Origin of the sequence: Parasphingorhabdus sp. (genome assembly GCF_036964565.1) — a bacterium.
Lineage (GTDB): Bacteria > Pseudomonadota > Alphaproteobacteria > Sphingomonadales > Sphingomonadaceae > Parasphingorhabdus.
This window is the reverse complement of the sequence record NZ_JBALTN010000004.1, coordinates 161,699-174,769: the sequence shown is the minus strand read 5'-3', so window position 1 is coordinate 174,769 and position 13,071 is coordinate 161,699. Positions and strand designations below refer to the sequence as shown.

At 62.5% G+C, this 13,071-nt stretch carries 16 protein-coding genes; 11 read left to right on the top strand and 5 right to left on the bottom strand.

Annotated elements, in window-relative coordinates; translation table 11 throughout:
* Nucleotides 1-313: 313 nt before the first annotated feature.
* Entirely contained in the window at nt 314-763 is a 450-nt protein-coding gene (locus tag V7650_RS06840) for a CHRD domain-containing protein (protein WP_335655507.1), read from the top strand.
* 73 nt (nt 764-836) lie between these two features.
* Here V7650_RS06840 and V7650_RS06835 read toward each other — a convergent pair whose 3' ends face one another.
* Nucleotides 837-1,433, bottom strand: coding sequence for a zeta toxin family protein (locus V7650_RS06835; protein WP_335655506.1), 597 nt, complete (start codon nt 1,431-1,433; stop codon nt 837-839).
* Entirely contained in the window at nt 1,433-1,783 is a 351-nt protein-coding gene (locus V7650_RS06830) for a TA system antitoxin ParD family protein (protein WP_335655505.1), read from the bottom strand. The genes V7650_RS06835 and V7650_RS06830 overlap by 1 nt, the downstream gene beginning before the upstream one ends.
* A gap of 136 nt (nt 1,784-1,919) precedes the next feature.
* On the opposite strand from V7650_RS06830, the gene V7650_RS06825 reads away from it, so the two are divergent.
* The 10 genes from V7650_RS06825 to V7650_RS06780 all read left to right on the top strand — a co-directional run bounded on the left by V7650_RS06825 (nt 1,920) and on the right by V7650_RS06780 (nt 10,962).
* Nucleotides 1,920-2,927 (top strand): zinc-dependent alcohol dehydrogenase family protein, encoded by a 1,008-nt coding sequence (locus tag V7650_RS06825; protein ID WP_335655504.1) that lies wholly within the window; start codon nt 1,920-1,922, stop codon nt 2,925-2,927.
* Between the two features lie 54 nt (nt 2,928-2,981).
* Nucleotides 2,982-3,698 carry an endonuclease III domain-containing protein gene (locus V7650_RS06820; protein ID WP_335655503.1) on the top strand — a complete coding sequence of 239 codons (717 nt, stop codon included), beginning with the start codon at nt 2,982-2,984 and terminating at the stop codon, nt 3,696-3,698.
* Nucleotides 3,699-3,859: 161 nt separating this feature from the next.
* Complete coding sequence (locus V7650_RS06815; RefSeq protein WP_335655502.1) at nt 3,860-4,228, top strand: ArsC family reductase; 369 nt, start codon at nt 3,860-3,862, stop codon at nt 4,226-4,228.
* 191 nt (nt 4,229-4,419) lie between these two features.
* On the top strand, nt 4,420-4,701 hold the full coding sequence (locus V7650_RS06810; protein WP_335655501.1) for a DUF427 domain-containing protein: 282 nt from the start codon (nt 4,420-4,422) through the stop codon (nt 4,699-4,701).
* Between the two features lie 2 nt (nt 4,702-4,703).
* Entirely contained in the window at nt 4,704-5,792 is a 1,089-nt protein-coding gene (locus V7650_RS06805; protein WP_335655500.1) for a glycerophosphodiester phosphodiesterase, read from the top strand.
* A 70-nt stretch (nt 5,793-5,862) separates the two neighbouring features.
* The gene (gene panB, locus V7650_RS06800; protein ID WP_335655499.1) at nt 5,863-6,735 is read left to right on the top strand and encodes a 3-methyl-2-oxobutanoate hydroxymethyltransferase; all 873 of its coding nucleotides are present in this window, start codon (nt 5,863-5,865) and stop codon (nt 6,733-6,735) included.
* Nucleotides 6,736-6,892: 157 nt separating this feature from the next.
* Nucleotides 6,893-7,663 carry a tetratricopeptide repeat protein gene (locus V7650_RS06795; RefSeq protein ID WP_335655498.1) on the top strand — a complete coding sequence of 257 codons (771 nt, stop codon included), beginning with the start codon at nt 6,893-6,895 and terminating at the stop codon, nt 7,661-7,663.
* Nucleotides 7,660-8,994, top strand: coding sequence for a PQQ-binding-like beta-propeller repeat protein (locus V7650_RS06790; protein WP_335655497.1), 1,335 nt, complete (start codon nt 7,660-7,662; stop codon nt 8,992-8,994). Before V7650_RS06795 ends, V7650_RS06790 begins: the two co-directional genes overlap by 4 nt.
* 31 nt (nt 8,995-9,025) lie before the next feature.
* Nucleotides 9,026-10,417 (top strand): ribosome biogenesis GTPase Der, encoded by a 1,392-nt coding sequence (der, locus tag V7650_RS06785; protein WP_335655496.1) that lies wholly within the window; start codon nt 9,026-9,028, stop codon nt 10,415-10,417.
* Between the two features lie 140 nt (nt 10,418-10,557).
* Entirely contained in the window at nt 10,558-10,962 is a 405-nt protein-coding gene (locus tag V7650_RS06780) for an Hpt domain-containing protein (RefSeq protein ID WP_442955271.1), read from the top strand.
* A 15-nt stretch (nt 10,963-10,977) separates the two neighbouring features.
* On the opposite strand, the gene bfr is transcribed toward V7650_RS06780, so the two are convergent.
* The 3 genes from bfr to V7650_RS06765 all read right to left on the bottom strand — a co-directional run bounded on the left by bfr (nt 10,978) and on the right by V7650_RS06765 (nt 13,064).
* Entirely contained in the window at nt 10,978-11,454 is a 477-nt protein-coding gene (gene bfr, locus V7650_RS06775) for a bacterioferritin (RefSeq protein ID WP_335655494.1), read from the bottom strand.
* Between the two features lie 122 nt (nt 11,455-11,576).
* Complete coding sequence (locus tag V7650_RS06770; protein WP_335655493.1) at nt 11,577-11,747, bottom strand: (2Fe-2S)-binding protein; 171 nt, start codon at nt 11,745-11,747, stop codon at nt 11,577-11,579.
* Nucleotides 11,748-11,810: 63 nt separating this feature from the next.
* Nucleotides 11,811-13,064 (bottom strand): DUF418 domain-containing protein, encoded by a 1,254-nt coding sequence (locus V7650_RS06765; protein ID WP_335655492.1) that lies wholly within the window; start codon nt 13,062-13,064, stop codon nt 11,811-11,813.
* Nucleotides 13,065-13,071: the final 7 nt, after the last annotated feature.

The window sequence follows — 13,071 nt, the reverse complement described above, 5'->3', positions numbered from 1 at the left end:
GCGGCAAGCACCGACGATGGCGGCCAGACGCGCTGGATTGCCGCGTCGCTGCGCTCCTCGCAATGACCACCACTGTTCCCGACGGGATAAGGAACCGAAAGCGGGCTCGAATGTTTCGCTCCTTCGACAGGCTCAGCACGAACGGAGATCGTGGTATCTCGCCATTTTCCGCCGTTTCCCCTCCCGTTCGTCCTGAGCTTGTCGAAGGACGCTGAGGAACTGAGAACCGGTGCCGGCGGAACCCGATCAACCCTCGCCCGTTATCCTACTGTCGCCTGCGCCAACGAGACGCGGGCGAAACAGGAGAGAGAAAATGATCAACATGCAGAAAACACTGCTGGCGGGCCTCGGCACCGCTGCGCTGGCCGGATGCGCCACGGTCGAAGAGAAGGTCGCGGAGCGCACCGGCGACGTCTATCGCACGACCCTGCTCGGCAGCGAGGAAGTGGGACCGGGTGACGCCGACGGCTACGGCCGTGCGGAGATCAGCATTTCCGAAACATTCGGACAGATCTGCTGGGACATCAACGGAGTCCGCGGAATCGGACCGATCACCGCGGCGCATATCCACCGCGGGGTGCGCGGGACCAATGGTCCGCCGGTATTCACGCTGCGCCCGGCCAACGAAGGCGGCTACAAGGGCTGCGCCGATGGTTCGGAATGGACACAGGACCGGATCGAAGGCGATCCCTCGGGCTTTTACGTCAACGTGCACACGGCGGAATATCCCGCCGGCGCGATCCCTGGTCAGCTGAGCCGCTAGGTTCGGTCGTGCAGGGCATGACGTGCGGGCTCCGCTCCTCCGGCAGGCTCGGGACGAACGGGTAGGCTATCGCTCAGAGCAGGTCGCCGTAGAGTGTGCCGAACCAGTCGGGGAGCGGGTCGGCGCGCCGCGCGACCTGCCCGTGCGTCAGTTCGAGCAGCACCTGCGGCCGCTCGTTCAGCGCCGACGCATCGAAGATCATCGCCCGATCGGCGAGCAGGGCCGCTGCGCGGATCAGCGGACCATTGCGGGCGAAACGCTCGCGGATCTTTGCGTCTGGTACCGGATGGCCACCCTCGGTGATCCGCGCCTCGACGCGGGCGACGGCCAGATCGGCCGAGGCCAGAGCCAGATGGAAGACGATGATGCGGAAACCGGCCGCGCGCGCATCTGCCAGCAGTTCCAGCTTCGAGGGATGCGAAAAGACGGTTTCCATCACGAAGGACTGGCCGGACCCGATATGCGCCCGCCGCCGTTCCTCCGCTATTTCTGCGGCGCGATAGGAGGCTTGGGGTGAGGGATCAGCCAGTTCGTCGCGCTGGATGATGTCGGCGTTGATGAAGGGCGCCAGAATGCGCGGGGCGAGCACGCTGTCGTAGAAGGTCGATTTGCCGGCGCCATTGGGGCCGGCGATCAGGAACAGCGTCGGGCGACCGGCAACGATCGCCATCAGGCGGCCTGATCGCCTTCCTTGCTGATCCGGCCACCACGAAGCCCGATGCCCAAGCCCTTGCCCTTGCGCTCCGCAAACAGCTTGCCCTGTTCGACCGTGCCGGAGCGCGCGGCTTCGAACAGGCCGTCTATATGGGCTTCCTGTTCGCCAGCGGTCAGCGCATCGGGCGCCAGCTGTCCGCTCAGCGCCTCCACCACCCGTGCCTGGTCGAAGAAACGCGATTTTTCCACGCTCATCCCGATCCGCACCCAGTGGCGGACCTGTCCGGCCAGCGAGCGGCTCATCATCTCCGCCTCGCGGCCAATGACCTCCATCAGTTCGTCGTCGATCTTGACCGTTTTTGCCATGGTGTCAAAATGACACCTAAGGCACTTTTTGTCAAGGCCTCGCCAGGTCCACCGTGATGCGGCTCAAGGTTGACCAGCAGCCCGCCCGCTACTAGACCTGATTTAATTGAACGATTAAATCCAGGAGACATCGCGCATGAAAGCCATTCAGCTCAAATCCCCCGCATCGCTCGACAACCTCACCCTTGTCGATCTCCCGGAACCCGCAGCCCCCGGACCCGGCCAGATCGCCGTGCGGCTGCGCGCGTCCAGCCTGAACTATCATGACTATGCGGTGGTCACCGGGATGATCCCGGCAGCGGCCGACCGCATTCCGATGTCCGACGGCGCGGGCGAGGTGACCGCCGTCGGCGACGGTGTCAGCGACTTCGCGGTGGGCGACCTGGTGGTCTCGACCTTCTTTCCCGACTGGCTCGACGGCACGCCGCCCGCAGGCGGCTTCAAGCGCGTACCCGGCGACGGCATTGACGGCTATGCGGTCGAGCAGGCGGTCCGTCCGGCGACGGCCTGGACGCACGCCCCTGCCGGTTATAGCGCCGCCGAGGCCGCGACCCTGACCTGCGCCGGCCTCACCGCGTGGCGCGCCCTTTTCGTCGATGGCTGCGTCAAGCCGGGCGATACCGTGCTGGTGCAGGGCAGCGGCGGCGTATCGATCTTCGCGCTGCAATTTGCCAAGGCCGCGGGCGCAACGGTGATCGCGACCTCCTCGTCGAACGAGAAGCTCGAGCGGTTGAAGCAGCTCGGCGCCGATCATCTGATCAACTACAAGGAAGTCGAGGCCTGGGGGGCAAAAGTGCTCGAACTGACCGGCGGCAAGGGCGTCGACTGCGTCGTCGAGATTGGCGGCCCGGGGACGCTCGACCAGTCGATGATGGCCACAAGGATCGGCGGCCATGTCGCGCTGATCGGGGTGCTGACGGGCTTTGCCGGCCCCGTGCAGACGGGCTTGCTGATGGCCAAGAACCTGCGTGTGCAGGGCCTCACGGTCGGCAGCCGGGCGCAGCAGCTGGAAATGATCGCGGCGATCGAGGCCAACGGGATCAGGCCGGTGCTCGACCAGTCCTTCCCGCTCGCCGATCTGGCCGATGCCTTCCGCCACCAGGAATCGGGCCAGCATTTCGGCAAGATCATCGTCGATATCTAGACTCCTGCCACCCGGTCGCTTGTCACCTGCCGGTTGCCCGCCCATATCCTGGCAATGGAACTGGATTTCGGCCCCGATCATCGCACTGCCATGTTGCGCCGGATGCATAGCAGGCTGATCGAGCGTTTCGGGCGCTTTGTCCGGCCCGATGACAGCCGCCGCGACCCGATGTGGACGCTGGTTCAGGGCGTGATTGGCGCGCGGGCAAAGACGGCTGTCTCCAACGCCAACACCGACCGGCTGCTGGAGCGCTACCGGACATGGGAAAATGTGGCCAGTGCCGATCCTGACGCGCTCGCTGCCCTTCTCAGGACCGCCACCTTCCCGGCGATGGCGGCGGAGCGCCTCCAAGCCTGCCTGCAGACGATCGTCGAGCAGCGCGGCAGCGCCACGCTCGATCATCTGGACCGGCTGGAGACCGCAGAGGCGATGGCCTGGCTGGAGAGCCTGCCCGGCGTTGCCCGCAAGATCAGCGCCGGCGTGATGAACACCAGCCACTTCCATCGCCGGGCGCTGGTGCTGGATGCTGGCCATCGCCGCGTGGTCCAGCGGATGGGGCTGGTGCCGGCAAAGGCGGACACCGCCCGCGCCTACGAGGCGCTGATGCCGGTCCTGCCGCCGGAATGGTCGGCGGCCGATATCGACGAGCATCATCTGCTCGGCAAGCGGCTGGCACAGGTCATTTGCCGGCCAAAACGGCCCCATTGCCGCTGCTGTCCCATAAAGTCCGATTGTGCCTTTGGCAGCGGTCCGGACAGCGGAGCGGATTGAACCTGCCCCGCCACCGGAATTGGGCCTTGCTTACCGGCCATTTCCGGCTAATTCAGTCCGGGAATCGAATCTGCACGTTCCCGCGCACCCGGATGCGGCCCCTTTCGGGGCGCTGACCTTCGTGTCTGGCCCGACGTGCAGCAGAAAACAGGACAGAAGCAATGAGCAACGAAACCAAGATGTACGGCATTTCCAACTGCGACACGGTGCAGAAGGCGCGCAACTGGATGGAGCGGAACGGCATAAACTATGTCTTCCATGACTATAAGAAGTCCGGAATCAGCAAGGAAAAGCTTGAAATGTGGGTGATGCAGGTTGGCTGGGAGGCGCTGGTCAACAAGCGCGGCACCACCTTTCGCAAGCTGCCCGACATGGTGAAGCAGAATATCGGCGACGACACCGCGGTGATGGTCATGGCGGAAAATCCAAGCATGATCAAACGGCCGGTGCTGGAACATGGCGACGAACTGGTCGTCGGCTTCAAGGCATCCGACTACGAAGCCGCCGGACTGGCCGCGCGCAACAGCTAGGATTGCTCGGGCTGCTCGATACCAGCTGCTTTTTTTCCGCCCTTTACCCCGATTGCCGTATCGCCGATCGGCCTTTCTGATTTTATCAGCATGCGTGGCATCAAACTGTTATATTGGGACGCTAGAGGGATCTGGCTACCATCGACACTGATTGTTGCGGCAGGCTTTGGTATCAGAAAAGGACAGAAAAAATGGTCACGGCAACATGGAACGGCGCGATGATCGCGGAGAGCGATGATACGGTGGTGATCGAGGGCAATCACTATTTTCCGCGCGCCGCGGTCTGGTCCAAATATCTGATGCACAGCGACACGACCAGCCATTGCCCCTGGAAGGGCGACGCGTCCTACCATTCGCTGATCGTCGCGGGCGAAATCAACGAGGATGCGGCCTGGTATTATCCGTCGCCGAAAGCGGCGGCAGCAGAAATCGAGGGACGGATCGCGTTCTGGAAAGGCGTCGAGGTCGGCTAGCGATGAGTTTGCGGCTTGCTCTTTGTTCCAGCCTCTTGCTCCTGCTCGGTTGCGGGGATCCGGCGCGGGCGGGTGAAGAATCGGAGGCGTCGATAGCCACGCTCAGCGGGAACGCCCCGATTATCATCGCCCATCGCGGTGCCAGCGGCGAGCGGCCGGAACATACGCTGGCTGCCTATGCGCTGGCAATCGAGCAGGGGGCGGATTTCATCGAGCCCGATCTCGTGCTCACCCGGGACGGCGTTCTGGTGGCGCGGCACGAGAACGAGATCAGCGAAACCACCGATGTGGCGGACCGATCGGAATATGCCGACCGCAAGACCGTCAAGACAATCGACGGACAGCGCTACGAAGGCTGGTTTACCGAAGACTTCACGCTGGCGGAACTCAAGACATTGCGGGCCAGGGAGCGGCTGCCGCAGCTGCGCGCCGGCAACGCGAAATATGATGGCCAGTACGAAATACCGACCTTCGAGGAGGTTCTGCAATTGCTGCAGCGGCACGAAGAGCAGAGCGGCAAGCGGGTGGGCGTCTATCCGGAAACCAAGCATCCCGGCTATTTCGCCGGGCTAGATATGCCGCATGACGAACCGCTGCTGACCCTGCTGGGACGCTTTGGCTATGCCGGTCCGGATGACCCTGTATTCATCCAGTCCTTCGAGGTCGGCAATCTGAAACGGCTTCACCGCAAGACGACCATCCGGCTGGTGCAGCTGGTCGCCGGCGAGGGTGGCCCGCCCGACGATCCGGCGCGGACCTATGCATCGATGATCACGGCCGAGGGATTGCAGCAGGTTGCCGCCTATGCCGACGGCCTCGGGCCCGCCAAGGATCTGGTGATCGGGCGCAACATACTCGGCCAGCTGGATGGTCCGACCGGGTTGGTTGCGGCAGCGCACAAGGCCGGGCTGCTCGTCCATCCCTGGACATTCCGGGCGGAGAATTATTTCCTGCCCACCGATTTCAAGAGCGGACTGGATCCGCGCGAGTCCGGCGATCTGGCCGGGGAAGTGCGCGCCTTTGTTGCGGCCGGTGTGGATGGCCTGTTCAGCGACCATCCCGGCCAGGCCGTGGGTGCCATCCGACCATAAGCGATGCTGGCCTTATCCGGCGCGGTCGCTTATCAGGACCGTCCCGCCAACAATATTGCCGAGAATTGCCATGTCCACGACCTTCAAGCTCGATACCTCCACCAGCCGCGCCAATCCGCGGCCGCAGCCGATGCGGCGGTTGTCGGTGCCGAAAATCCAGGGTCGCAAGGTCGACGGGGTCACCGCCGAGCCGGTGGTGATGCTGACCGCCTATACCGCGCGAACTGCGCAGTTGCTCGACGCGCATTGCGACATGCTGCTGGTGGGCGATTCGCTGGCTCAGGTCATTTACGGCCTCGATTCGACCATTCCGGTCACGCTCGACATGATGTGCAACCATGGCGCGGCGGTGGTCCGGGGCAGCTACCACAGCGTCGTGGTCGTCGACATGCCGTTCGGGTCCTACGAACAGTCGCCCGAGCAGGCCTATGAGAGCGCCGCCCATATCCTGAAGCAGACCGGAGCAGCGGCGGTCAAGCTGGAAGGGGGCGAGGTTATGGCAGAGACGGTCGCGTTTCTCGTGCAGCGCGGCATTCCGGTGGTCGGCCACGTCGGCCTGACCCCGCAGGCGATAAACGTGCTGGGCGGCTATGCCGCGCGCGGGCGCAGCGACGCGGAAGCGAAGAAGATTGTCGGCGATGCGGTAGCCCTCGACCGGGCCGGTGCCTTTGCCATCGTTCTCGAAGGAGTGCTGGAACCGATCGCGATCGAAGCGACCAAGGCAGTGAAGGCGATCACCATCGGCATCGGCGCGTCGGCGCAATGCGACGGCCAGGTGCTGGTCACCGAGGATATGCTCGGCATGTTTGATCGTACGGCCCGCTTCGTGAAGCGCTATCACAATATCGCCGAACAAATTGACCAGGCCGCCGAGCAATATGCAGGAGAGGTCAGGGAGCGCAGTTTTCCCGGCCCGGACCAGCTCTATCAACCGAAAGAATAACGGAAACTTCCCTGTTCGTACCGCTCGCCGTTCAGCCTCTGGAAATGGTCAATAGACTTTTACTTTTGCTAATGCGGGCGCTAAAGGACAGCCGATTGCAAATCGCCTTCGCCTGACCGGCGGATGGAGTGCGCGAAACATTATTGAGGAAGCCACATTGGCCAGGAACAAAGACCAAGCACCGGAAGAGAAGCCCGACCATCAGGAACAGGTGTTTCTGCGCGAAGTCGACGAAGCGGTGCGCGAGGACCAGCTCAAGAACATCGCTGCCCGCTACGGCCTGTGGATTTTCGCGGCGGTGGTCATCGGCCTGGCATCGCTGGCCGGCTGGATCTTCTATCAGAACAACCAGGACGAGGCCTCCGGTCTGCGCAGCGAGGAATATGTCGCTGCGATCGACAGTATCCGCCAGAATAATCTGGATGGTGCGTCCAAGGCGCTCGACCCGCTGACGGACGCGGGGCAGCCGGGTTACCGTGCCGCGGCGCAGCTGCTGCAGGCCAATATCGCGCTGGAAAAAAATGATCCGAAAAAGGCCATTGCCGGCTATGCCAAGGTCGTTGCCGATGACAGCCTGCCGAAACCGTTCCGCGATCTCGCTCTGATCCGTCAGACGACCGCAGAATTCGACTCGCTGAAACCGCAGCAGGTGATCGACCGGTTGAAGCCGCTGGCGGTGCCGGGAAATGCGTGGTTCGGCAGCGCCGGCGAAATGGTCGCGATATCCTATCTGAACATGAACAAGTCTGATCTCGCCGGGCCGCTTTTTGCCCAGCTTGCGAAAGACGACAATGTCCCGGCGACGATCCGGTCGCGCGCCCTGCAAATGGCGGGCGTTGAGGGCATTGACGCCGTTGAAATGGACGGCGATGATAAAAAGGCTGTGCCGCTGAAGGTGGTTCCGGCCGAGGGAGAAACCAAGGAATGATTTCCGGCAAGAAACTTATCGCCAGCCTGCTGGCCCTGTCGCTGCTCTCCGGGTGCGGCATATTGGGCGGCGGCGACGGCGAAGACAAAAAAAGCACGCCCACTCTCGGCAAGCGTACCCCGATCCTGAGCGGTGAAAGCGGCGCCGAAGTCGATCCTGCGCTGGCTTCGATCTCCGTGATCCTGCCCGCTCCGACGGCCAATAGCGAGTGGGCCCAGTCCGGCGGCAATGCAAGCAAATCGATCGGCCATGTCGCGCTGCCCGGTGATCTCGCACGGGTCTGGACCGCCAATATCAGCGGCACCTCCAAGCGCGAACGTCTGGCCGCAGCGCCAGTCGTGGCTGGCGGACGGCTGTTCGCGGTCGATACCAAATCAACCGTGCACGCCTTTGATGCCGCCACCGGGGCGAAAGTCTGGTCCACCCAGATCGAGGTCGCGAGCGGCATCCAGGATTCGCGCTTTGGCGGCGGTGCCAGCGTGTTCGAAAATATGGTCTATGTCACCAATGGCGTCGGCGACGTCGTTGCGCTGAACGCAGCGGATGGCAGCCAGAAATGGAAAGTGCGCCCGGCCGGGCCGCTGCGCGGATCGCCGACCATTTCCAATGGCAATGTCTATGTGATGACGCAGGACAACCAGATTTATGCGCTCAACATGCTGGACGGCTCCGTCCAGTGGAACGAAGCGGGGACCGTCGGTCTCGCAGGCATTTTCGGGGTGGCTGCTCCTGCCGCCGGCCAGGGCACCATCGTCGCCGGTTACAGCTCCGGCGAATTGACCGCCTATCGCTATGAAAACGGCCGCAACTTGTGGAACGACGCGCTCGCCCGGACCAGTATCTCGACTTCGGTAGCAACCCTGTCCGACATCGACGCGGATCCGGTGATTGATCGCGGCCGGGTGTTCGCGCTCGGGCAGGGTGGCCGCATGGCCGCCTATGAACTGGTCACCGGCCAGCGCATCTGGGAACTCAACATTGCCGGGATCACCACGCCGGTGGTCGCGGGCGAATGGGTCTTCGTGCTGACCGACGACGCCAAGCTGCTCTGCATTGCGCGGCCGAACGGCAAGGTTCGCTGGATCAGCCAGCTTGCCGCCTTCAGGAACGAGGAAAAGAAGAAGGATCCGATCAGCTGGACCGGCCCGATTCTTGCTGGAAACCGGCTGATCGTTGCCAGCACCGAAGGTGATGTGGTGGCGATTTCCCCGGCCGAGGGATCCAGCCAGACGTTGTTCGAACTGGACAACGGCATTTCCCTGCCGCCGATCGTCGCCGGTGGCATGCTCTATATTCTCGACGACAGCGGGCAGATTTCGGCGTACCGCTGAGTATCAGAACCAAAGGACAGGGACCGGCTTCATGCTGCCCAATATTGCAATCATAGGTCGACCCAATGTCGGCAAATCCACGCTGTTCAACCGTCTGGTTGGCAAGAAGCTGGCGCTCGTCGACGACATGCCGGGCGTGACGCGCGACCGGCGCGAAGGCGCGGCCAACCTGCTGGGGCTCGAGTTCAACATCGTCGACACCGCCGGTTACGAGGACGAGGATGCCAAGAGCCTGCCGGGCCGGATGCGCAAGCAGACGGAGCTCGCGGTCGCCGGCGCCGAACTGGCGATCTTCGTGATCGACGGCCGTGCCGGCCTCACACCGCTCGACGAGGAAATCGCGCGCTGGCTGCGCAGCGCAAAGACGCCGGTGATATTGCTGGTCAACAAGGCCGAGGGCAAGGCCGCGGACGCCGGGATCATGGAAAGCTATGCCCTGGGATTTGGCGACCCGATCCCGTTCAGCGCCGAACATGGCGACGGCATGGCCGACCTTTTCCAGGCCATCCAGCCCTATGTCGAGAATTACAAGGCGGCGGCCACCGACGAGCCCACCGATGAATCGGCGCCGCTCAAGCTGGCGATCGTCGGTCGGCCGAATGCCGGCAAGTCGACCCTGATCAACAAGATGCTGGACGAGGACCGGATGATCACCGGGCCGGAAGCGGGCATCACCCGCGACAGTATCACCGTCGACTGGGTCTGGCATGATGACGACCTGACCGAGGAAGAACAGCTCGATGGCATTTCGCCGGACCGTCAGGTTCGCCTGATCGACACCGCCGGCATGCGCAAGCGGGCTAAGGTCAACGACAAGCTGGAGAAGCTGGCGGTCGCGGATGCCCGCCATGCGGTCGACTTCGCCGAAGTGGTGGTGCTGCTGCTCGATGCGACCAAGGGCCTCGAGGCCCAGGATCTGCGGATCGCCGACCATGCGATTCAGGAGGGCCGCTGCCTGATCATCGGGATCAACAAGTGGGACGTCGCCGAAGGGCCGAGCAAGCTGTTCAACGGCATCCGGGCGGCGCTGAACGACGGTCTTGCACAGGTGCGTGACGTGCCGCTGGTCGCCGTATCGGCCTTTACCGGCAAGGGTATCGACCAGCTGATGAAGGCGGCCTTCCAGGCGCGGCGGATCTGGTCGCAACGCGTATCGACCGGCAAGCTGAACCGCTGGTTCGAGGATGCGATCACCGAGAACCCGCCGCCGGCGCCCGGCGGCAAGCGGATCAAGCTGCGCTATATCACGCAGGCCAAGACCCGGCCGCCGTCCTTCGTCATCTTCGGGACCCGAATCGACGATCTGCCCGAGAGCTACCGGCGTTATCTGGTGAACGGCATTCGCCGCGAGCTTGGTTTTGGCGGCGTCCCCGTGCGCCTGATCATCCGGGCGCCGAAAAACCCCTATCACGAGAAAGACTGAGGCTCAGCGCATCCGCCCGCGAAGCGCCTCGGGCCGGTTAATTCTTTTCGGAGCCGGTAACAAAGTTTTTACCGCTTTGGCCCTAGATTGCCCAAGGGTAGCATATCCTCGTAATTTGTCGGGAGCGGCTAGTGGAGCCATTGGACAGTGAATTGATCGACTGGACGGTTTGCGTTGCAACCCGGTCGGCGCTCGGCCCGAATTTTGTACGCATTCTTGGCTATTTTCGCGAAGACGGCACTGAATCCGTTGCCAAGATCGAGGACGCGATGCGGGTCAAGGATCCCGCGTCGATGGTGCTGGCCGCGCACAAGCTGAAGGGCGAGGCTCTGCAGCTCGGCGCCCTGCGGCTCGGATTGACGGCAGAACAGATCGAGATGACCGCACGCGCCTGCGTGGAACATCACGACACGCCGGAGGAAGTGATCGAGCTTGTCGTCGGATTGCAGGCCCTGTTTGACGAAACCCTGGCGATTCTGGAGGAGGAGGCAAGCCCGCTCGTTCAGCAAAGGAACCCGCTGGGCTCTGGCCGCCGTCTCGGCTGAACCAGAGCCGTCCGCCTATTCCGCCGGCTTCGACTGCAGCTGGATGTAATTCTCTATTCCCATGCGTTCGATCATGTCGAACTGCTGCTCAAGCGTATCGACATGGTCTTCCTCGCTCTCGAGGATCTCGGCGAACAGGTCGCGGCTGACATAGTCGCGCACGCTCTCGCAATGTTCGATCGCGTTCTTGAGCATCGGCAGCGCCTCATATTCCAGCTCGAGGTCGGCCTTGAGAATTTCCTCGACCGTTTCGCCGATCTTCAGCCGTCCAAGCAGCTGGAAATTGGGCAGGCCGTCGAGGAAGAAGATTCGCTCGGCCAGCTTGTCCGCATGTTTCATCTCGTCGATCGATTCGTGGCGCTCGAATTCGGCCAGTTTCGACACGCCCCAATTGTCGAGCATGCGGTAGTGCAGCCAATATTGATTGATCGCGGTGAGTTCGTTCTTGAGCGCTTCGTTGAGAAACTCGATGACTTTGGTATCGCCCTTCATGGCAGTGTCCTTTCCGGTTTTCGGCCAGTTGATTGCTGGTCGCTATACAGCAATGACCGGCCAAGCGAAAGGGCGCCTGCGATAAAAAGTCTATCTATTTCAATGATTTGATAACGAGAATGCTAAGCGGTTGCAACTTCGGAGCGAATGATCGTCTGGGCAAAGGCCAGGCATTGCCCGCATTTCGGCTTGCGACCGAGCTGAGCGTAGACCTGCGACGGACGGTCCGCCCCGCTGCGAACAGCGGCTCTCAGGTCTTTTTCCTTGATCGCATTACAGACGCAAACAACCATTTCCGTTCCTCTCGGCGATTCGTATATCGCTATTGAGAATAGATCGCAATAGCGAAAATGCCCTCAATCGAATTTCCTTGGCAGGCGCATCGGCTGCAGGCTCTTTCGCGCCAGGCTCCGCCAGAGCCATTCCAGCGGTCCGTAACGAAAGCGCTCGAGCCAGGGTTTCGACCAGATCAGCATGAGCACCCAGACGCCCGCCACAACCAGATAGAGTTCTGCCCGCCCCAGAGTGCCGAACAGGCCCAGCCCCCAGCCGTAGAAGAGAAAGGTCATCAACAGGCTGGTGCCGAGATAGTTGGAGAAGGCGGCACGGCCGACTGCGGCGATCCGCTGCATCCAGGCAGTCGCGGCACATGTCCGGATCAGACCGATCAGCAGCGCGGCATAGCCCAGCGTCATCAGCATCTGCGAAGGCCAGTTCCATGCATAATGCGCGTTGATCATCAGCAGTATCTCGAAATCCCTCCAAATCAGGCCGACGGCGATGGCCGCGAGGACAAGCCCGCCGATCGCGGTCAACCGCAGCCCCCAGCGGCGATAGTCGGCCGCGCTCCACGCGCCGGTCAGGAAGCCGTTCTTGTACAATGCCATGCCGACCATCATTAGCGGCAGCGTTTCGGGCAGATTGTAGGCCAGAAGGATCAGCGGCTGGAACAGATCATTCTCGATCTTGGCGTGGAGGATTGCAGCAAATCCCGACTGGTGCAGCGCGATATCTGCGGCGATGGCGGTGGCGTCGGGGTCAAAGTCGGCCGCTGCCTGCAGATAACTGTCGATCGTGGCGGCGCTCGCCCCCGGCAGGCCCGCCTGATATTGCAGGTAGAGCAGGCCGCCGAACATGAAGCCATAGCCGACAAAGCCGATGGTGAAGATCAGCAGCGCGCGCCGCATCAGGTCCTCGGCATCCAGATGCCGGAAAAAATAGGCGATACAGCCGACTGCGGCATAGAGAAACAGGATGTCACCGACCCACAGGAGAAAGAAATGGGCGAGCCCGAACGCCGCCAGCCAGGCCATGCGGGAAAAATGGACCGTCGCGGGATTCTGCCCCCCGGTCTCGGCCCGCTCGACGACCAGCATCATGCTGGCTCCGAATAGCACGGTGAACAGGCCCCGCATCTTGCCGTCGACAAATATGTAGGACAGCGCCCAGGCAAGGACGTCGGGCGTATCGGTCCCGCCATAGACCGCGGGGCTGACATAGGCCATTTCCGGCATCGAGAAGCCGACGATATTCATCAGCAATATCCCCATCACCGCAAAGCCGCGCAAGGCGTCGAGTTCGAGATAGCGGGGCATTGGCGCTAGGCTCATGGGTTCG